19 protein-coding genes are annotated in these 19306 nt (G+C 56.8%); 16 read left to right on the top strand and 3 right to left on the bottom strand.

Features of this window, described 5'->3' with window-relative positions:
• Positions 1–40: 40 nt before the first annotated feature.
• Positions 41–640: an RBBP9/YdeN family alpha/beta hydrolase gene (locus BLS30_RS13065; protein ID WP_090229280.1), complete on the top strand. Its 600-nt coding sequence runs from the start codon at positions 41–43 to the stop codon at positions 638–640.
• Between the two features lie 61 nt (positions 641–701).
• Here the strand turns inward: BLS30_RS13065 and BLS30_RS13060 are convergent, their stop codons facing one another.
• Complete coding sequence (locus BLS30_RS13060; protein WP_046478660.1) at positions 702–1028, bottom strand: DUF1476 domain-containing protein; 327 nt, start codon at positions 1026–1028, stop codon at positions 702–704.
• 352 nt (positions 1029–1380) lie between these two features.
• Between BLS30_RS13060 and purC the strand changes: the two genes are divergently transcribed.
• The 3 genes from purC (at position 1381) to purQ (ending at position 3403) form a co-directional block, all read left to right on the top strand.
• The gene (gene purC, locus BLS30_RS13055) at positions 1381–2169 is read left to right on the top strand and encodes a phosphoribosylaminoimidazolesuccinocarboxamide synthase (RefSeq protein ID WP_046478663.1); all 789 of its coding nucleotides are present in this window, start codon (positions 1381–1383) and stop codon (positions 2167–2169) included.
• Positions 2170–2366: 197 nt separating this feature from the next.
• The gene (gene purS, locus BLS30_RS13050) at positions 2367–2609 is read left to right on the top strand and encodes a phosphoribosylformylglycinamidine synthase subunit PurS (protein ID WP_046478666.1); all 243 of its coding nucleotides are present in this window, start codon (positions 2367–2369) and stop codon (positions 2607–2609) included.
• Between the two features lie 86 nt (positions 2610–2695).
• A complete protein-coding gene (purQ, locus tag BLS30_RS13045; RefSeq protein ID WP_090229277.1) occupies positions 2696–3403 on the top strand; it encodes a phosphoribosylformylglycinamidine synthase subunit PurQ in 708 nt (235 codons plus the stop codon).
• 119 nt (positions 3404–3522) lie between these two features.
• Here purQ and BLS30_RS13040 read toward each other — a convergent pair whose 3' ends face one another.
• Positions 3523–3900, bottom strand: coding sequence for a hypothetical protein (locus BLS30_RS13040; protein WP_090229274.1), 378 nt, complete (start codon positions 3898–3900; stop codon positions 3523–3525).
• A gap of 360 nt (positions 3901–4260) precedes the next feature.
• Between BLS30_RS13040 and purL the strand changes: the two genes are divergently transcribed.
• The 4 genes from purL (at position 4261) to BLS30_RS13020 (ending at position 8639) form a co-directional block, all read left to right on the top strand.
• Positions 4261–6486: a phosphoribosylformylglycinamidine synthase subunit PurL gene (gene purL / locus BLS30_RS13035; protein ID WP_090229272.1), complete on the top strand. Its 2226-nt coding sequence runs from the start codon at positions 4261–4263 to the stop codon at positions 6484–6486.
• Between the two features lie 121 nt (positions 6487–6607).
• Positions 6608–6844, top strand: a complete 237-nt coding sequence (locus tag BLS30_RS13030; protein ID WP_046478670.1) for a BolA/IbaG family iron-sulfur metabolism protein — start codon at positions 6608–6610, stop codon at positions 6842–6844.
• Between the two features lie 94 nt (positions 6845–6938).
• Positions 6939–7289: a Grx4 family monothiol glutaredoxin gene (gene grxD, locus BLS30_RS13025; protein ID WP_046478671.1), complete on the top strand. Its 351-nt coding sequence runs from the start codon at positions 6939–6941 to the stop codon at positions 7287–7289.
• Positions 7290–7487: 198 nt separating this feature from the next.
• On the top strand, positions 7488–8639 hold the full coding sequence (locus BLS30_RS13020; RefSeq protein WP_090229271.1) for a paraquat-inducible protein A: 1152 nt from the start codon (positions 7488–7490) through the stop codon (positions 8637–8639).
• Between the two features lie 57 nt (positions 8640–8696).
• Here the strand turns inward: BLS30_RS13020 and dksA are convergent, their stop codons facing one another.
• Positions 8697–9062 carry an RNA polymerase-binding protein DksA gene (gene dksA, locus BLS30_RS13015; RefSeq protein WP_046480480.1) on the bottom strand — a complete coding sequence of 122 codons (366 nt, stop codon included), beginning with the start codon at positions 9060–9062 and terminating at the stop codon, positions 8697–8699.
• Between the two features lie 476 nt (positions 9063–9538).
• Here dksA and BLS30_RS13010 point away from each other — a divergent pair, with 476 nt between their 5' ends.
• From BLS30_RS13010 to BLS30_RS12975, 8 genes are all read left to right on the top strand, one after another.
• Positions 9539–10387: an AAA family ATPase gene (locus tag BLS30_RS13010; protein WP_197540917.1), complete on the top strand. Its 849-nt coding sequence runs from the start codon at positions 9539–9541 to the stop codon at positions 10385–10387.
• A 310-nt stretch (positions 10388–10697) separates the two neighbouring features.
• Positions 10698–12158 carry a YcjX family GTP-binding protein gene (locus BLS30_RS13005; protein WP_244512428.1) on the top strand — a complete coding sequence of 487 codons (1461 nt, stop codon included), beginning with the start codon at positions 10698–10700 and terminating at the stop codon, positions 12156–12158.
• On the top strand, positions 12155–13231 hold the full coding sequence (locus tag BLS30_RS13000; RefSeq protein ID WP_090229267.1) for a TIGR01620 family protein: 1077 nt from the start codon (positions 12155–12157) through the stop codon (positions 13229–13231). Before BLS30_RS13005 ends, BLS30_RS13000 begins: the two co-directional genes overlap by 4 nt.
• Before the next feature lie 248 nt (positions 13232–13479).
• On the top strand, positions 13480–14748 hold the full coding sequence (locus BLS30_RS12995; RefSeq protein WP_046478679.1) for a porin: 1269 nt from the start codon (positions 13480–13482) through the stop codon (positions 14746–14748).
• Between the two features lie 759 nt (positions 14749–15507).
• Positions 15508–16779 (top strand): porin, encoded by a 1272-nt coding sequence (locus BLS30_RS12990; protein WP_090229265.1) that lies wholly within the window; start codon positions 15508–15510, stop codon positions 16777–16779.
• Between the two features lie 127 nt (positions 16780–16906).
• The gene (locus BLS30_RS12985) at positions 16907–18085 is read left to right on the top strand and encodes a vWA domain-containing protein (RefSeq protein WP_090229262.1); all 1179 of its coding nucleotides are present in this window, start codon (positions 16907–16909) and stop codon (positions 18083–18085) included.
• A gap of 154 nt (positions 18086–18239) precedes the next feature.
• Positions 18240–18788 carry a hypothetical protein gene (locus BLS30_RS12980; protein WP_090229260.1) on the top strand — a complete coding sequence of 183 codons (549 nt, stop codon included), beginning with the start codon at positions 18240–18242 and terminating at the stop codon, positions 18786–18788.
• Between the two features lie 77 nt (positions 18789–18865).
• Complete coding sequence (locus BLS30_RS12975) at positions 18866–19222, top strand: hypothetical protein (RefSeq protein WP_046478686.1); 357 nt, start codon at positions 18866–18868, stop codon at positions 19220–19222.
• Positions 19223–19306: the final 84 nt, after the last annotated feature.

Raw genomic sequence — 19306 nt, 5'->3', positions numbered from 1 at the left:
TTAGGTCATACGAAGCCGTTTTGGAGCGATCAAACCTCTCATGCGCACTTCAGACGTGGAAATTCTGATTGTGCCGGGTTGGTCTGGCTCAGGGCCCGATCATTGGCAATCTCGGTGGGAACGCAGCCTCAAGACGGCACGACGTGTCGAGCAAGAGGACTGGTTGAAGCCGCAGAGCGAGCAGTGGTCGGCTCGGATCGCCAGCGCGGTGGCAGCGTCGGAAAAGCCCGTTGTGCTGGTGGCTCACAGTTTGGGTGTGATTTCGGTGGCCCACGCTGCACCGCGTCTCGATCTGACGAAGGTGGCCGGAGCATATCTGGTCGCACCGGCTGATATTGAAAACGCGAAGGACTGGCCGGTTACCGAAGGGCATTCGTTTGAACAGGATGTGCGGGACTTCGGCACGATGCCCCGCGAACCGCTCCCATTTCCTTCGACGCTCATTGCTTCGCACACCGATCCCTATTGCTGCTTCGAACGGGCGAAGGAGATTGCAGCGATGTGGGGTTCGAAGTTGCTTGAAGCGGGCGACGCAGGCCACGTCAATGTTGCGTCTGGTCATGGCCCCTGGCCGGAGGGGCTTTTGCAGTTCGGCCTGTTCTTGAAGGATTTGCAGGAGCCCGCTGCAGGGACGAAATGACGATCATCCCTGCAGCCTTCTCCAAGGACTGCCGTGCACAAACTTCTCGGACAGCGATCCGTTAGCTCGCGCTGCCTTCGATCTGATTGATCGCTTGCGCGAGCATTTCGACCATCTGCTGCTGGATCTCTTCGTCGCTGACCGAAATTCCCTTCGCCTCGAAGTCTGCGCGAAGCTTTCGGATCACGTCGTCATCGCCCTTTTCCTCAAGGTCCGCACGCCGGACTTCCTTCTGATATTCGGCAACGGCGTCTCCCGTGAGGCCGAGCTTTTCGGCGGCCCAGGCGCCAATCAGATTATTGCGACGTGCTTCCGCTTTGAATTTAAGTTCTTGATCATGCGCGAATTTTTTCTCAAAGCCCTTTTGACGCTCATCGAATGTGGTCATGCTGTTTCTACCTGTGATTGCTGTTAACGAAAACTACTCGCGCTTTAATCGCTACCGCGATGTCGCACCCCTTGGCGGCGGACTTGGCCTGAATAACGTTCGAGTGTTGGCAAATCAATGACTTGCCTGTTGTCGATAACCGTTCCGCAAATCGCCTATTGTAAAGATTGTTTATGGGGGGGCATTCAGCTAGTGTCAGCCACCTGGACCAGACCGATCTGGACTCGCTGATGTTGCAGCGCCACATAGAGTGGCACGCAGCAAAATCCCGACATCAGACCGGTCTAGCGTTGCGGTCCCATTACAAAGAACACACTGAGACATGAGCTCCATCATACTTAAAGGACCAGGCATGAACAGGCGCCGTCGTATCTACGAAGGTAAGGCGAAGGTTCTGTACGAAGGACCCGAACCGGGAACGCTCATCCAGCATTTCAAGGATGACGCTACGGCCTTCAACAACAAAAAGCATGCCTTAATCGAGGGCAAAGGCGTCCTCAACAATCGTATCTCGGAAATGGTCTTTCAGAGGCTGGGCGAGATCGGAGTTCCGACGCATTTTATCCGCCGTCTCAACATGCGCGAGCAATTGATCCGCGAAGTCGAGATCATTCCGCTCGAAGTCGTTGTCCGCAACGTTGCGGCCGGCTCGCTGGCGACACGGCTGGGACTTGAGGAAGGCGCGCAACTTCCACGTTCCATTATCGAATTCTACTACAAGGCTGATTCCCTGAACGACCCGATGGTTTCGGAAGAACACATCACGGCGTTTGGATGGGCAGCGCCGCAGGAGATCGATGAGATCATGCAGCTCGCACTGCGGATCAACGACTTCCTGGTCGGTCTGTTCCTCGGAATCGGCATCCGTCTCGTAGACTTCAAAGTGGAATTCGGCCGTCTTTGGGAGAATGATCAGATGCGCATCGTTCTGGCTGACGAGATCAGCCCGGACTGCTGCCGTCTGTGGGACATCCAGACGTCGGACAAGCTCGACAAGGACCGTTTCCGTCGCGACCTCGGCGGTGTGCTTGAGGCGTATCAGGAAGTTGCCCGGAGGCTGGGCGTTCTCAATGAGAATCGGCCATCCGTGGGCGCAACGCCTGTGCTCGTTGCGTCCAACCCGACGGGCAAGCCGCATTAGGGTCTTTTGCTTTTCGTTGAAAGGCGGAAAGTCCCTAACTGTTCGTTTTGGCGTGCGTCGTGTCGGAAAATCGGTTTCCACTCTTCCGGAAGCACGCTACCAGTTGAGAGATCCCGAGGCGCCCAATATACGTTGGGCGCCTCGCCGCTTCATTTCGGCGCAGCCCCATTTTGTCGGCTCGCGGCTAAAGAGACGTCATGAAAGCACGCATCAAGATTACACTCAAAAACGGCGTTCTCGATCCGCAAGGCAAGGCGATTGAGCATGCATTGTCGTCCCTTGGATTTTCCGGCGTCAACGAAGTGCGTCAGGGAAAATATATCGAGGTCGATCTGGCGGATGGTGATGCGGCGAACGCGCGCGAGACCGTCGAGAAGATGTGCAAAGACCTGCTCGCCAATACGGTGATCGAAAACTACGACATCGAGATTGCCAGCTGAGGTGATTGCGGGGCGTTGTGTGCTTGCGCCTATAGGGCGAGAGTTTGCCGCTGGCGCTGATTTGCGGTCTAGGGAGACATAATCAAATGATCCGCTCCGCTGTTATCGTGTTCCCCGGTTCGAACTGCGATCGCGACGTGAAGGTCGCTCTTGAGGCGATCACGGGTTTTCCGGCGCGGATGGTGTGGCACGGCGAATCAGAAATTCCTGCTTGTGATCTGATTGTTCTGCCTGGCGGATTTTCCTATGGCGACTATCTGCGCTGCGGTGCGATGGCTGCGCATTCGCCGATCATGCGCGATGTCGTGGCCAAAGCTAAGGCCGGAACCCCATTGCTTGGCATTTGTAACGGGTTTCAAATTCTGCTTGAGACCGGTCTGCTGCCGGGTGCGCTGATGCGGAATGCCTCGCTGCGTTTCATCTGCCGCGACGCCTTTTTGCGCTGTGAAACGAAGGATACGTTCTTCACCCGTTGCAACCGTGTGGGTGAGGTTCTGCGGATGCCGGTCGCGCACCATGACGGGAACTATTTCGCGGATGAAGATACGTTGGACCGTCTTGAGGAGGATGGTCGCGTGGTCTTCCGCTATTGCGATGCTGATGGAGCGGTTACGGAGGCTGCGAATCCCAATGGCTCACAACGTAACATCGCCGGCATAACAGACAGTACGGGACGAATTCTCGGGCTGATGCCGCACCCTGAACGCTTGTTCGAGCCCCAGCTTGGCGGAACCGACGGACGTCGGATTTTTGAAAGCGCTGTGGTCAGTATCGCTGAAGCAATGGTCGGCTGACGCCACGTTGCTGCGTTTCGATCGTTTAACTCTGAGACATAAAGCAAGAGAGGGCTGAAGCCCTCTCTCGGCCGCATCCCAACCCCTGCGTGTTTTTCGGCTGGGTTCTGCGGAACTGGTTAGATGCGCGGTGCGACGGCGACGTGGTCAAGCGGCGTTACCGTCATCTTCGCGGCGTTCGCGGTGCAATCGAAGCCGAGCGATTTACCGTTAGATGTATCGACACGGGCGGGACGGCCCGGGGCGACGGCGACAATCATGCGTGTTGCTGCGCCAGGAACGGTGTCTTCTGTGTAAGCCTCGGTAAGCATAAGGGTGAGGTGGCAAACACCATCACGATCCAGAAAATAGCTTACGGCGCGTTTGTTTCCCAAGTCGAAGCTCTGGCCGTGACCGGGCGTCAGCTCAATTGGGCGTACACCCTGGCCAGCCATGACCGTCGTCGCGGTAATGACGCAGACTGCAACAGTACTCAGTATGGTTTTAAACGGGGTCATCAGAGTGCTCCTCGCAAAGATCATCTCATCGTCAGCTCATGCGGCTAGCGTCGATGCCGGGCTTGCAAGACTTTGTGCCCAGTCGTTAGTGGCCAGCGTGGAGAAACACTTAGCGCCCTTCTCATTGGTGAGGCATGCTAATTTGTGCATTGCAGCAATACGCATGCTGCAGCGCGGTTCGGCCGCGCGGCAGAGCGCTTCACCCGCTCGGTGAAAAGGCACTACCCGAGTGGGTGAGGTCTCCACCGGATATTGTGCCGCATTAGGCGTTGAGGCTCTGGGATGTCGCGAGTTTGGCGTCTATAAGCGGGCCAGGCTACACCGGCGCTTGCCGTCCCCCGTCGCGAGAAGAAAACAGCAATGAATGATGCCACCGAAAGCACGGTTCCGTTCGAAGTGACTGATGAGCTTATTGCCGAGCACGGTTTAAAGCCGGATGAGTACACACGGCTGCTCGAGATCATGGGGCGCCAACCGTCGCTAACGGAGCTCGGCATTTTCTCCGTGATGTGGTCAGAGCACTGCTCCTATAAGTCTTCGCGGTTCTGGCTGAAGACGTTACCGACGTCGGGTGCCTGCGTGATTCAGGGGCCAGGCGAAAATGCCGGCATTGTCGATCTTGGCGAAGGCTGGGCGGCCGTCTTCAAGATGGAAAGCCACAATCACCCTTCGTACATCGAGCCTTATCAGGGTGCTGCGACAGGGGTCGGCGGTATTATGCGCGACGTGTTCACGATGGGTGCGCGCCCGGTTGCCAATCTTAATGCGCTCCGCTTTGGCGATCCCTCCCACCCCAAAACGCGCCACCTTGTTTCAGGCGTCGTGTCAGGCATCGGCGGATATGGCAATTGCGTGGGCGTGCCGACTGTCGGCGGTGAGGTGAACTTCGACGCGGGCTACAACAACAACATTCTCGTCAACGCCATGTGTGTCGGCTTAGCACGCACCGACAAGATCTTTTATTCGGCCGCCAAGGGCGTTGGGTTGCCTGTCGTATACGTCGGTTCCAAAACGGGCCGTGACGGCATTCACGGCGCGACGATGGCTTCGGCGGAGTTTGACGACAAGTCGGACGAAAAGCGCCCAACTGTACAGGTTGGCGATCCCTTCACAGAAAAGCTGCTCATCGAGGCTTGCCTCGAGCTGATGGCATCGGATGCCATCATCGCCATTCAGGATATGGGCGCTGCAGGTCTGACGTCGTCCACCGCGGAGATGGCGGACAAAGGCGGGGTCGGGATCGAACTCAATCTGGACCAGGTTCCGCAACGCGAAACCGGCATGACGGCCTACGAGATGATGCTGTCGGAGAGCCAAGAGCGGATGCTGATGATTCTGCGCCCGGGCTCCGAAGCCGCAGCGGAAGCCGTGTTTCGCAAATGGGATCTGGACTTTGCGGTGATCGGGCGCACGACCGACACAGGCCGGATGATCGTGACACACAAGGGGAAAGTAGAAGCCGATATCCCCGTTGCGACGCTCGCCAATTCGGCGCCGCTCTATGAGCGCCCTTGGGTGCCGCACGAGCCGGCAAAAGTTATCCTTCCACAATGGGTGCCACCGCCTGACGCTGGTATTTTGCCGTGCCTCAAGACGCTTATGGGTACCCCGGCGCTAGCCTCGCGTCGCTGGGTCTGGGAGCAGTACGATCACATGGTGATGGGCGACACTGTTCAGCGCCCGGGTGGTGACGCTGCGGTGGTGCGTGTGCACGGGACACAAAAGGGGATTGCGGCCTGTTGCGATGTTACGCCTCGATATGTGGCTGCGGACCCAGAGATGGGTGGCAAACAAGCGGTCGTAGAGACGTGGCGGAACCTGACAGCCGTCGGTGCGGATCCACTCGCAGTCACTGACAATCTTAATTTTGGCAACCCGGAGCGACCCGAAATTATGGGGCAGATCGTCGGTGCCATTAAGGGAATTGGGGAAGCTTGTCGGACGCTCGACTACCCGGTCGTGTCCGGGAACGTCTCCCTTTATAATGAAACAAATGGCGTTGGGATTCCGCCGACGCCGGCCATTGGCGGCGTGGGGCTCATTCCTGATGTCCAAAAAATGGCTTCCGTCGATCTCAAGCGGGAAGGTGAGCTTCTCGTCCTGATCGGCGAAGAGAAGGGTTGGCTTGGCCAATCGCTCTACCAACAGCACGCTGCGGGAAAGCTCGAGGGCGCCCCGCCGCCGGTCGATCTAGCTGCGGAGCTCAAGGCGGGGCGGCTTGTGCGCGCGCTGATCCGTGAGCGCGTGTGCGATACCGTGCACGACTGCTCGGACGGTGGTTTGTTGGTTGCCGTAGCGGAAATGGCTCTGGCGGGTGACATGGGTGCAGAGCTTTTCGTTTATGAAGGCAAGCTACCGGGGCATAGCGTCTGGTTCGGTGAGGATCAGGGGCGCTATGTGGTTTCTGTTGCTCCGGCGGCGGCTGAAGAAGTTCTCGGCCGGGCGCGTCTGCTGGAGTTGCCAGCCCGGATCGTTGGGCGTACCGGAGGGGCGTCGTTGACGCTGGCGGTTGAGGCGTCATTGCCGCTCAGTGAGCTTCGCATGGCACATGACTCCTGGCTTCCCAATTATATGGCTGGTGTTTAAGGCTTTTTACTTGGCCTGGCAGTGACGGTGGCTCGCTTTGCTCTAGCGACATCTCTATAATTTGAGGCCAAGGGGTGCTTTGCGCCCGTATGCTAATCAGCTAGAGGAGAAACGGTACGATATGCCGATGACAGCCAATGAAATCGAGCATCTGATCAAGGAAGCGTTTCCCGACGCTGTCATCGAAATTCGGGATCTGGCGGGCGATGGCGATCACTTCGCTGCGCACGTCGTAACGTCAGCTTTTAAGGGCAAAAACCGCGTCCAGCAGCACCAGATGGTTTACAGCGCGTTGCAGGGACGAATGGGTGGCGTGTTGCACGCGCTGGCATTGACCACGGCGGTGCCCCAAGATTGACTTTAACTGAAGCGACACCCAAGTTCGATGCTGGCGGATTGTCGAGATCCTATCGGCGAATTACGCCGGTGCAGATTTTTAAGGAAGGGCGGAGATGAGTAGCCAAGACGTCAATGACTGGATCCGCAAGCAGATCGCGAATCACGACGTGGTCTTGTTTATGAAGGGGACGAAGCAGTTTCCGCAGTGCGGATTTTCGGGCCAAGTTGCGCAGATCCTCGGTTATCTGGGCGTTGATTATCAAGACATCAACGTTCTCGACGACATGAGTGTGCGTGATGGCGTCAAAGCCTTTTCCAATTGGCCGACGATCCCGCAGCTCTACATCAAAGGCGAGTTCCAGGGCGGTTGTGACATCGTCCGTGAGATGTTCCAGGACGGCTCACTGATGCAGGTGCTCGACGAAAAAGGCATCCTCTACGACAAGTCGAAATTGATGGCCTGATCGGCTGTCATCCGCCTCATATCTGCTCGTTATCTTGACCTCGGGGAGTGCAGTTGTCGCTATTTGCTCTCCCCGGACGTCGTTACCGTTGAATCGTCCTAATTTTATCCCTCAGCATGCTTTAATGGATGTGGTCGTTTCGACGGCCGCGTACAGTCGCGCGCACTTTCAGGATTGTGGGGAGGACGAACTCAGAGGATGTGGCTTGGAGGCCGGCGTTTTTTCCTAAGCCTGGCTATACTCGGTGCGAGCGTATGTCTTGCGCTTGGGATCACATTGCCGGTCATCCGACTTACCCAATACATGTTCTGGTCGACCCAGCACTCCTTGCTTTCGACTGTCGAGGTTCTGCTTGCTGATGGCCAGCTCTTCCTCGGGCTGACGGTGCTGGTCTTCTCGATTATCTTTCCCGTAGTGAAGCTCTTGTACTTGTTGCTCGTTTCGACGCTTCCACATGAGGAGATTCTTCGTCAGCGCTGGCGTTTGAGGGCTCTCGAATGGCTCGGCAAATGGTCAATGCATGACGTGCTCGTACTGGCGTTGATGATTTTCTTCATCAAGAGCCAGGGTGTTTACGACGCGACGAGCCTTAACGGCGTGTACTTTTTCACCGCTGCCATCGTTCTCATGATCCTAGCCTACGCGTGGCTTCCAGCCGTGGCCAAGGACAGGGCTTTGATCGCTGCGCGTGCTTCCGGCACCGTACTGCCTGACATGACGCCGGCGGGCGCTTCCAGCCGAAGCCAGCTTCCGCAGATTTCAACGCAGGAAAAACCGGTTCAGCGCCGAACTACGATGCGCAATTTCGTGCTGTCGTTTTTGATCATCCTGGCGACTGTGTTCTTCGCGCTCGGGGTGATCCTGCCCGTCATCCGCTTCACGACGGTCTATGTCTGGACCAACGAACATTCTCTTGCGACGATCATCTACGCACTCTATCGGAACGAGGAGTTTTTCCTTTGCGCCGTTTTGTTTGTCTTTTCGGTGCTCTTTCCGTTCCTGAAGCTGTTCTACCTGCTGACGCTCGTTACCTCTCCAGACCTCAGTCCCGAATTTCGCGACAAGTCGATTTCGACGATGGAATGGCTTGGGCGTTATTCCATGACCGACGTCATGGTACTGGCGTTGATGATCTTTTATGTGAACTCGTCGGGATATACGGAGGCGCGCGTTCTTCCGGGCGTCTATTTCTTTGCAGCCTCGGCGCTTATCACCATGCTCGCTTACGGCTGGGCCAGCACGACTGCACCCGTTCCTTCTCCGTCGGCGAGCAGCCGTGTGGATGTGGAGCCCGACACCGATAGCAGTCGTAGCCCGCAGCGGCGTCCTGCGCAGGTTCCTGAGCTTTAATTCGGAGAGAGAATTGGCGGCGGAGCCGTTAAGTCACTCCGCCGGCCAGACGAAATATCAGTCTTCGCGATAGACGCGTTCACGACGTTCGTGACGCTCTTGCGCTTCGAGCGAGAGCGTCGCAATGGGCCGTGCGTCCAGACGCTTCAACCCGATCGGTTCGCCGGTCTCCTCGCAATAGCCATAGCTTCCGTCATCGATCCGGGCCAGGGCCGCGTCGATCTTGGAAACGAGCTTGCGCTGGCGATCGCGTGCGCGGAGTTCTAGCGCCCGGTCGGTTTCAGACGTTGCTCGGTCTGCAAGGTCAGCATGCTGCGTTGCATCCTCATACATGCCCGCCAGAGTCTCGCGCGTTTCGCGGATAATCTCCTCTTTCCAGTTTAGTAGTTTCCGCCGGAAATAGGCGCGCTGGCGATCGTTCATGAACGGCTCGTCGTCGCTTGGGCGATAGCCCTCTTCGAGCACTATCGACGACGCCGCAGCGCGCTGCGCGTCTTGGCCGCGCGGGGCATTCTCACTTGCCGTCTTAGTCGTGTCCCGCTTGCTCATCAAAGCCTCCAGGAGCAGATCGTTGACGTTCCTGTACCCATCAACAAGGGCTCCGTGCATGTTTTGTGCCCGGTATGTATGTGAACCTCTGTGACTGTCAAGAATTTGTAGATGGGGCAAGAAATATCGTTGAATTCTGGTGCAGCGCTACAATGCGAAGCGCGCACGCTCAAGGTATTTTTCTGCCCTCCCCCTCACATGCGGGTGATCCCTTGGTGGCATGTTCGCCTGCTGCGCTGGCGTTCTGAGTATTTCGCGGGGGTGGCGTTTTCTCCAATTGGGTCATAAAAGTGGAATTAACGAGGCTGGCAGCTCCGATAGTGGGAAACCGGCCCATATAAGGGATGACCATGAAATTCGAAGGTAGCTCGTCGTACGTCGCGACGGATGATCTGCGTATCGCTGTGAATGCCGCCATCATGTTGGAGCGGCCACTGCTCATCAAGGGTGAGCCGGGAACGGGAAAAACGGTTCTCGCACTTGAAGTTGCGAAGGCGCTCGGGCTGCCGATTATCGAATGGCACGTTAAATCCACGACAAAAGCGCAACAAGGCCTCTACGAGTATGATGCCGTCTCGCGGCTGCGTGATAGTCAGCTCGGAGAGTCGCGGGTTAATGACATCAAGAACTACATCCGCAAAGGCAAACTCTGGGAAGCGTTCGACAGTGAAGTGCGGCCCGTTCTGCTGATCGATGAGATCGATAAAGCAGATATCGAGTTCCCCAACGATCTTCTTCAGGAACTCGACCGGATGGAGTTTCACGTCTACGAAACGGGGGAAGTTGTGCGTGCCGCGCAACGCCCCGTCGTCATCATTACCTCGAACAATGAGAAAGAGCTCCCCGACGCCTTTCTGCGGCGGTGCTTCTTTCATTTCATCAAATTTCCGGACCCGGACACGATGCGTGAAATCGTGGATGTCCATTTTCCCAATCTCAAACAACAGCTCGTTTCGGAGGCGCTCCGGGTATTTTACGAACTCCGTGATGTTCCAGGCGTGAAGAAAAAGCCGTCGACGTCAGAGCTCCTTGATTGGATTAAGTTGCTCTTGAACGAGGACATCGGTCCGGAAACGCTACGTGAAAGCGATCCACGCAAGCTCATTCCACCGCTTCACGGGGCCCTGCTCAAGAACGAGCAGGATGTTCATCTGTTCGAACGGTTGGCGTTCATGGCGCGGCGCAAGGGCGAAGCTTAAGGCGTTTGTCTGCCCTGGACTACATCTTAAACATACGCACAAGCGCGCTCATCCTACGTTCAGGATCAGCGTGATATTTCTTTGTCATCACAAGTTCTTGAGAGCCAAAGGAGCTCAATACTCGGATGGCGGGAGAAATTATCCGTAACAGCATCATTCTGATTGTCGGCTTAATCGTGATTGGAGCCGGGATCCTCGTGTTACTGCCAGCTTGAAGGTCGAACGTGCGTTGCAGTGCATATCCGTCGCTGGATCTTGCACTGCGTCACGACATTAGCGACTTATGGGGAGGTATGAGCGAGGCCTTCTATTGAGACTCCCCCAAATTTCCCGAGACACCCGTTTCACGCTAGAGCACGCCGGTGCGTATGTTGGCGACTTGATCACGCCCACTCTGCGGTTGGGTGTGACCGGGCTTTCGCGTGCCGGTAAGACCGTTTTCATCACGGCCCTCGTCAAATGTCTCTGTGAGGGTGGTGCCAATCCACCTTTCGCTCGGCTCTCCGGTATCGAAGGATTGCGCGCCTATCTTGAGCCGCAACCGGACGACGATGTCCCGCGCTTCCAGTATGAGGATCACCTCAATGCGCTTCAGAGTGAACCGCCTCATTGGCCGCAAAGTACGCGCCGTATCAGTGAACTGCGGCTTACGTTGGAGTGGCCTTCGCGCGGCGGACTATTCGAGTTTCTCGGACTTTCTCAACGGTTGCATATCGACATCGTCGATTATCCGGGTGAATGGCTGATTGATCTGGCGCTGCTGGACCAATCCTATCAAGAGTGGTCCCAACACGCGCTTTATACGGTTCAGCGGCCGGTCTTTTCCGCCTTGGCCAAGCCGTTTTTGGAATTTCTGTCGACCGTTGATCCGGAAGGCGTCGCGGATGAGCAAGTGGCGATCCGAGGCGCGGAACTTTACACTCAATTTCTTCAGTCGGCGCGCAATTCAGGCACGCCCTATGCGGGACTTGGCCCTGGTCGTTTTCTTTTGCCGGGGGATCTTGAGGGGTCGCCACAGCTCACGTTCTTTCCCACGAAGACGGAAGGCGGCGCGGTTGAGTCTGAAAGCCTGCTGGCGCTACTCGAAAGGCGTTTTGCCAGCTATCGCAAGAATATCGTCAAACCGTTTTTTGAAGCACACTTCAGCCGGATCGACCGTCAGATCGTCCTTGTCGATGTGCTCAGTGCTTTAAACGGGGGGGCAGAAGGGTTACGCGCCCTCGAAGACGGCCTTGAAGGCGTTATGCGTGCCATACGTCCGCGTTCGGAGAGTTGGCTGGCCTATATCCTGGGGCGACGTATTGATCGCATCGCCTTCGCCGCAACAAAAGCTGATCACGTGCACCGCAACGCTCATAGGCAATTGGAAGATATTCTTTCCAAGTCGGTCTCTCGGGCTGCAAAGCGCGCGGAAGCAGCGGGAAGTGCTTTCCAGTGCATTGCTTTGGCCGCTCTGCAGGCGACAACCGATGTTCATAAGGACATTCAAGGGGAGCACCTTTTTGGAGTGCGTGGGATACCGGAAGCTGGCGAGCGGATTGGTGGGAGAACGTTCGATGGTTCACGCGGCGCCGTCGTATTTCCCGGTGACCTCCCGGAAGATGCGCTTGACGCTTTTGATGAGGATCGGGCCCGCCCGGAACATTTCGGGTTCGTAAAATTCAGGCCGCCGACGCTTGAGCGTCGGGAAGCCGGAGCCCAGGTAAACGCCTGGCCACACATTGGGCTAGATAAGGCTTTTGCGTTCTTGTTCGAGGATCATTTGCCATGACCGGTGGTGCACGCGGAGGACGAAAGCCACAAGCCTTCGCCCCCGACGATCCCGATTTCATCGTTACAGAAGAGATTCCGCACAGGCAAAGCGATGCCGGCGGGGCGCCTTCAGATGCGACAAACACGGATGCCGGTGACACCAGCGTTTCTTCACTTCGGACGACGACGCGTAGGAGCCTTGGCTGGGGAACCTTGTTGCTGGGCTCGCTTGTGAGCCTCGGGCTTCTCGCCGCCACGCTTTGGGTAACGGACTTTGTCACCGCCACCCTGGCGAGAGACGATTGGGTTGGCTGGCTCGCGCTTGGACTTGCGTCTTTGGCAGCGCTAGCGGCAACAGCACTCATTCTTAGAGAGCTCATTGGATTTTTCCGCATGGCGCGTCTGGCGCGATTGCGCCGCGATGCGGAAACGGCTTTGCGCACGCGCGACGCGGCGATGGAGCGACGCGTTGTCCAAAGCCTGAAGACCCACGTGGCGCGGTCGCGAGACGGCCGCTGGGATGTTCGGCGGTTTCGCGAAGAAGAACGTCACATGCGGGCACCGGGAGCCTTGCTTAGCTTAGGGGAGCGGGTTCTTCTCGCTCGGCCAGACGCTCAAGCCCGCCGGCTTGTGTATGAATCCGCGCGCCGCGTCGGGGCTGTAACGGCTCTTGTTCCGATCGGGTTTATCGTTGTGGGGTTCGTACTTTTTGAAAATCTTCGCATGGTGCGGCGGCTGGCAGGCGCTTACGGGGGGCGTCCAGGGTTTTTCGGGGGCCTGCGTTTGTTTGGCTGGATTATCGGGCATATGGCGGCGACGGGCGTGATCGCCTTGACTGATGACCTTTGGGGGCAAGTGCTCGGGCAGGATATGCTGCGCCGAATATCTCGGAAATTAGGGGAAGGCGCCTTTAATGGCGCCATGACAGCACGGCTTGGGGTTGCGGCGATTTCAGTCTGTCGGCCGGTTCCCTTTACCGAAACCAAGCCGCCGCGGGCTCGTCACATTTTTTATGAGGCTTTTCCAGAGCTACGACCGGCCTTCGGCGCAAAGGGCACATCCAAAAACCGCGACAGTCAGGGGGAAGACTAAACTTTTGGTCGCCGTGGCCTGATTTTCCTAAATGGTACACCCTCACGACAAGCGTGACTTGTGTGCAACTGAGGCGAATCATTCAGGCTTACAAATAGTAGGCGCCTATTTCCTCATTGTCATTATTCTGCATAAGTCGTGGGCGAGCGGTGATTGTGTTGGGAGGAAGCCTCACATCGCTTTGGGACCTTGGGTTGCGTTGCATCGCGTGCTCCGCGCTTAAGAGTAGAGTAGACGGGAGAAGGTAAATGCATAAGTTTAGCTTAGGCGCGCTGGTCGCAGCCGGCCTTCTGGCAGGCGGCCTGACATCCGGCAGCGCATCCGCGGCAGATCTTGGGGGAGACTGCTGTGCAGACCTCGAAGAGCGTGTTGCAGAACTCGAAGCGACCACGGCCCGCAAGGGTAACCGCAAGGTGTCGCTCACAGTCTCCGGCTGGGTCGGGCAGCAGGTGATGTTCTGGGACGACGGTGTAGAATCCAACACCTACGTAACAGACCTGGGCACCACGCTGGGTTCTCATTTCAAGTTCACTGGCCAAGCACAAATTTCGTCAGAGTGGAGCGCCGGTTACGTGCTGCACATCGAAGCGATTTCGAATGACAGCTTGGGTGTCAGCCAGGACGTTCCCAACACGGGAGGCTCGGTTCTCGGCAACAGCGCGCAGCTTCTTCAGTCCTACTGGTTCTTGAAGAGTGAGCGTCTGGGTAAGCTGTCTGTCGGTCAGCAATCTCAGGCCTCTGACAACGCGGCGATCCTCGTGGACGGTTCGGGCTCACTGGTTCCGGCGAACTGGGTGGCGTTCGACGTCAACAGCTTCTTCATCCGCGACAGCGCTGGCAACCTTACGGACGTTACGTGGGGTGCGGCCGGTCCTTGCCATGGCATGGGCGGCGCTTGGGGTGACTGCAACGGCCTGACAACGAATTCCGTTCGCTACGACACGCCCGTATTCGGTGGCTTCTCGGCGTCTGCCTCCTGGGGCGAAGACGACTTCTGGGATGTTGCCATCCGCTACGCCGGCGAATTCAGCGGCGTAAAGATCGCTGCAACTGCTGCCTATAACCAAGTTACCGATGCGGGCATGGGTGCTGGTAACAACGAGACGCTGAGCTATTTCCAGGCCGGCCTCTATTTGCAGCACATGCCTTCAGGTTTGTTTGTTCTCGGCAACTACGGATATCTCGAGTCCGAAGACTTTGCTGAAGAATCCGAAACTTGGTACGTCAAAGCTGGTTGGCGCACGCGCTTTAACTCGCTTGGCCACACGGTCTTCTACGGCGAATACCTGAACAATCAGGCTGATGATCTAGCAGGCGGCCTTATCAAGGATCCTTTTGCTGGCTTTAACGCCACGAGTTCAGAGCTCGATGTCTGGGGTCTGGGTGTCGTGCAGGAGATCGACGCAGCTGCGATGTCAGTCTGGGTCAAGTATCGTAACCTTGAGTATGATGATAACTCGGGTGTCGGTTACGATGACTTCCACTACGTCGGTGCAGGTGCTCTGATCTCCTTCTAATCAGAGCGCAAACCACCAGAAGCGAATAACGTTGAAGCGGTTCCCAGATTTTGGGGACCGCTTCTTTCTATTTTAGAGCGCGGTGATTGTTTTATGGCGCGGGCTCACGGTTTCCCCATGCAAGCTCGATTGTCACGCTGCTCGAAACGTGAGCGATCCATACGATCCTTATGTTCGGCGTCGGAGTTGTGCAGTTCCATTTCTTTATTCGAAGCGAGATCCGTCATAGCGCTGCGCTATTCGCATGTGCGCGCAGTGCTTTCTGTCGTAAGAGACACTCTCGTTAGCTGGCCTGCATGACGTCCTTGTTTCCGTGCTCACATGCCGAGGTGTGCATTTGTGCATCACTTTTCGGCTTTTCAGGACGTTCAAGCACCTTCTGCGGCATACGCCATGCTCATATTTTGCACAGCATTCCGCATTTATTACCCAACTCTTAACCGATTTGAGTCTGTCGTTGATGTTGCCGGTTGGTTTTCTCTTTTTCCTTCGGCGCCAACGCGTTGCGTGATTTTCGTTTGAAGCGAGTGGTGAAACCCCTCAAACGTTATGTTGCTGCCTTGCCACTATTTCATCCACCGGCGATTTAATTCACCACTCATTGTTTGTGGCGGGAATGAGAATCAACCAACCTCCGGGCAAGCGGTATTGCCATCTTTAGATTGATTTGGATGCCGCGTTACGAGAGCGCGGCATAGTTTTGCGTTTGTGTATTCGGCGTCCGCCATCTTGAAGCCAACGCTGACTAGGAGACGGTCAATGAATAAATTTAGTCTGAGCGCCCTGGTGGCCGCCGGCCTGTTAATAGGCTGGCTGACGCCGAGCGCGTCGGCTGCAGACCTTGGGGGAGACTGCTGCGCCGATCTTGAGGAGCGCATTGCTGAACTCGAGGCCACGACAGCCCGTAAAGGCAACCGCAAGGTGTCCCTTACGATTTCCGGCTGGGTCGGACAGCAGGTGATGTTCTGGGACGACGGTTTGGAATCCAACACTTACGTCCACGACCTCGGCACCACGCTGGGTTCGCACTTTAAGTTCACTGGCGGCGCTCAGATCAACTCTGAGTGGAGCGCTGGTTATGTGCTGCACATCGAAGCGATTTCCAGCGACAGTTTGACGATCAGCCAAAATGTCGACAACGGCCCTGCTGCTCTGACTGGCCGTCCGCAGGATGCTCAGGTTCTTCAGTCCTACTGGTTCTTGAAGAGCGAACGGCTCGGTAAATTGGGCGTCGGTCTTCAATCTCAGGCGACCGACAACCTCGCAATTCTGGTTGACGGCTCCGGTTCGCTGGTTCCAGCCAACTGGGTGGCCTTCGACGTCAACAGCTTCTTCATCCGTGACGGTGCCGGTAATCTTACTGACGTTACGTGGGGTGCTGCTGGGCCCTGCGCCGGCATGGGTGGTGCCTGGGGTGACTGTAACGGTATTCCCCGGAACGTCGTTCGCTACGATACGCCGACCTTCGCCGGCTTCTCGGCTTCGGCATCGTGGGGCGAAGATGACATGTGGGATGTCGCTGCGCGTTACGCGGGCGAGCATGGTCGCCTTAAGTTGGCTGCCGCCATCGGCTACAACGAAACGACCGACATGGATATGGGCGCTCTCAACAACGAGACGACGCGTTACTTCCAGGCAGGTCTCTACGTTCAAGACATCTCTTCTGGCCTGTTCGTGCTGGGTAACTACGGATACCTGGACTCGAGTGAATTCAGCGGAGATTCACAGACTTGGTACGTCAAGGCCGGTCTGCGTCGGAAATGGCACGCACTTGGCCACACCGTGCTTTATGGCGAATACCTGAACAACGAAGCAGATGGTACACGCTTCGTAGCTGACCCCGGCGTAGCTGGTTTCGGTATCCCGTCTGACTCCGGTCTCGACGTCTGGGGCCTGGGTGTCGTGCAGGAAATCGATGCTGCCGCAATGTCGATGTGGATCAAGTATCGCAACCTCGAGTATGATGATAACTCGGGCGTTTCCTATGACGACTTCCACTACGTTGGCGCGGGTGCTCTGATCAACTTCTGATCTTAGACACGCACAAGCACTTAAACGAGAAGCCGCTCATTTGAGCGGCTTCTTTGTTTTGTGATAGGGGTCGATACCCTGTATTCTTGATGCGTTCTCAGTTTTGTATGGCAAGGTGCGATAGCTCGTGTTCGTAGACTTCTTCCATCAACTCAAGGCCGCAAAGGTCCCGGTCACTTTGCGTGAGTACCTCACTCTGATGGAGGGTCTTGCTGCGGATATCGCCGGTCGGCGGGTGGAGGATTTCTATTATTTGGCGAGAGCAACTCTCGTGAAAGACGAGCGCCATCTCGATCGCTTTGATCAGGTTTTCGGACAGACCTTCAAAGGCTTGGAAACCTTATCTGATGGCGTGGCGGAAGTTGAGATCCCCGAAGAGTGGTTGCGCTCTCAAGCCGAACGCTACTTCTCCGAAGAGGAGAAGGCGCAGATCGAAGCTCTCGGCGGCTGGGAAAAGATTATGGAGGAGCTCCGTAAGCGTCTCGCCGAACAAAAGGGGCGTCACTCCGGCGGGTCAAAGTGGATCGGCACCGGGGGAAAATCACCGTTCGGCGCGGATGGCTACAACCCCGCCGGCGTGCGGATCGGTCAGAAGGGCAACAGGAATTTTCGCGCCGTCAAAGTCTGGGACAAGCGCGAGTTTCGCGATTTCGATGACACGCGGGAACTTGGGACCCGGAACATCAAGGTGGCGCTCAGGAAGTTGCGCCAGTTTGCTCGAGCGGGCGCTGCGGAAGAACTCGATCTTGAAAGCACGATCCGCCACAGCGCCGATAAGGGCTATATCGATGTTCGGTTGCGCCCGGAGCGCCGCAACGCAATCAAGGTACTGATGCTCTTTGACGTCGGCGGGTCTATGGACTGGCACGTCCAAGGCGCTGAGGAACTGTTTTCAGCCGCCCGGAGCGAGTTCAAACATCTTGAGTACTACTACTTCCACAATTGTCCTTACGAGTTTGTTTGGCGGGACAACGAACGTCGTTGGACGGAGCGCACACCAACGTGGGACGTGCTTCATACTTACCCTTCTGACTACAAAGTGATCTTCGTCGGAGATGCCTCGATGAGCCCATACGAGGTCAGTATCGCCGGCGGCTCTGTTGAGCATATGAACCCGGAAGCTGGCGCCGTCTGGCTTCAACGTGTCCGGGATACCTTTCCCAGCTGTGTTTGGCTCAACCCTGTAAGCGAAGATGTTTGGGATTGGACGCCGTCCATCAAAATGGTCCGGCAGCTAATGGGGGGACACATGTATCCCCTTAATCTGGATGGCTTGGAACGGGCTATCCGCGAGTTGATGCGGTGACCGTGTCGCAACTTTACGTAACGAAAAGTTACTTCTCAGCCCTCTGAAATGGCGATTCTGGGGAAGGTTCGTGGCTTGTTCGCCCATACTCATTGACGCCTTCAAGGAGCTAGGGCAAACCTTTGCGACGCCTAAAATTCTCGGAGGACCTCCCATGTCTGCTCGGTTGGTGATGAGCGCATTTCTCGTGCTCGGGCTTGCAGCCTGTTCCTCCGCAGGTGGCGTGACCACGGGCTCACTGATTGGTGGCGATGATCAGAAAGCCGCAGCGGCTGCGCCCCAAGTCAGCAATGACCCAACAGCACGCGCACTGCAGGTAGGGAGCCTGTCAGCCCGGGCGTCCAAATGCGGCTATAACTTTGATGCTGCGGCCTTGAAGTCGAATTACCTCGCGTATGAAGCCGCACAGGGCGTTCAAGTCACGGATCTTGGCCGGCTCGAGGTGATCTACGAGACGGGTTACAACGGCGTCGGGAAAGCTGCGGCAGCTGACCCCAATTACTGCAATGCCACCCGGACGGCGCAGATCAAGACGGATCTCGCACGGCATCTCGCGGGAGATTATTCTGCACCGCCTCAACAGGTTGCAAAGGCCGAGGAGCAGGGTTTTCTGGGCGGGTTCTTTGACGGCGATACCGTCGATAGCGGCCCATCATTTGGCTCTGAGAGCTGGTGGGAGAGCCAGCGCGACAAGCTTCCCTGATTGCATTGCTATTTGCTGGCGCGCATCTCGCTCGGCTCTACTCTTAGCGAACCCGTCGAATTGGGCGCGAGGGACTTTTGCAGCAATTACTGTGGCTGGAAACTCTGCTGAAGGCGACGGGCGGGGCTGTGTTGCTGCTGCTGCCGCTGACGGCCTGTCGCATACTGGGACTTCCTAAGCCTCAAACGGGTTTTTGGCCGCGCCTTCTCGGCGCGCTGCTTCTTGGTGTTGCTGCGGCATCGTACGCCGAGGGTGTTGGCTGGCGTGGCATCGGGCCTACGGGCTTAATCCTTATTAACTTCATCTCGGCTAGCGCGATCTTCGCGCTCTTGGTCCTCCAACGCGCGGCAGAGACTGCCCGTGGCCGGCTGGTGCTGAGCGTACTCGCCGGGTTGCTTGTGCTGCTGAGCCTCTTGGAAATCGCTCATATCTAGCGCACCCCAGCGGCTGCACGGCGTTTCCTTTCCGGGTTGTGTGTACGCGTGACGCGACGGCATGAAGTTTGCCGGGTTCATGGG

Source organism: Filomicrobium insigne (genome assembly GCF_900104305.1).
Lineage (GTDB): Bacteria > Pseudomonadota > Alphaproteobacteria > Rhizobiales > Hyphomicrobiaceae > Filomicrobium > Filomicrobium insigne.
The sequence above is the reverse complement of the archived record's forward strand: the minus strand, read 5'-3'. Positions and strand labels throughout refer to the sequence as shown.

What these genes read in the sequence shown, in the direction of transcription:
- grxD (WP_046478671.1), top strand. Translation starts at nt 6,939, where the DNA reads ATGAGTAGCCAAGACGTCAATGACTGGATCCGCAAGCAGATCGCGAAT.
- BLS30_RS13010 (WP_197540917.1), top strand. Translation starts at nt 9,539, where the DNA reads ATGAAATTCGAAGGTAGCTCGTCGTACGTCGCGACGGATGATCTGCGT.
- purL (WP_090229272.1), top strand. Translation starts at nt 4,261, where the DNA reads ATGAATGATGCCACCGAAAGCACGGTTCCGTTCGAAGTGACTGATGAG.
- purQ (WP_090229277.1), top strand. Translation starts at nt 2,696, where the DNA reads ATGATCCGCTCCGCTGTTATCGTGTTCCCCGGTTCGAACTGCGATCGC.
- BLS30_RS13000 (WP_090229267.1), top strand. Translation starts at nt 12,155, where the DNA reads ATGACCGGTGGTGCACGCGGAGGACGAAAGCCACAAGCCTTCGCCCCC.
- BLS30_RS13020 (WP_090229271.1), top strand. Translation starts at nt 7,488, where the DNA reads ATGTGGCTTGGAGGCCGGCGTTTTTTCCTAAGCCTGGCTATACTCGGT.
- BLS30_RS13030 (WP_046478670.1), top strand. Translation starts at nt 6,608, where the DNA reads ATGCCGATGACAGCCAATGAAATCGAGCATCTGATCAAGGAAGCGTTT.
- BLS30_RS13040 (WP_090229274.1), bottom strand. Translation starts at nt 3,900, where the DNA reads ATGACCCCGTTTAAAACCATACTGAGTACTGTTGCAGTCTGCGTCATT.
- BLS30_RS12995 (WP_046478679.1), top strand. Translation starts at nt 13,480, where the DNA reads ATGCATAAGTTTAGCTTAGGCGCGCTGGTCGCAGCCGGCCTTCTGGCA.
- purS (WP_046478666.1), top strand. Translation starts at nt 2,367, where the DNA reads ATGAAAGCACGCATCAAGATTACACTCAAAAACGGCGTTCTCGATCCG.
- dksA (WP_046480480.1), bottom strand. Translation starts at nt 9,062, where the DNA reads ATGAACGATCGCCAGCGCGCCTATTTCCGGCGGAAACTACTAAACTGG.
- BLS30_RS12980 (WP_090229260.1), top strand. Translation starts at nt 18,240, where the DNA reads ATGTCTGCTCGGTTGGTGATGAGCGCATTTCTCGTGCTCGGGCTTGCA.
- BLS30_RS12990 (WP_090229265.1), top strand. Translation starts at nt 15,508, where the DNA reads ATGAATAAATTTAGTCTGAGCGCCCTGGTGGCCGCCGGCCTGTTAATA.
- BLS30_RS13065 (WP_090229280.1), top strand. Translation starts at nt 41, where the DNA reads ATGCGCACTTCAGACGTGGAAATTCTGATTGTGCCGGGTTGGTCTGGC.
- purC (WP_046478663.1), top strand. Translation starts at nt 1,381, where the DNA reads ATGAACAGGCGCCGTCGTATCTACGAAGGTAAGGCGAAGGTTCTGTAC.
- BLS30_RS13060 (WP_046478660.1), bottom strand. Translation starts at nt 1,028, where the DNA reads ATGACCACATTCGATGAGCGTCAAAAGGGCTTTGAGAAAAAATTCGCG.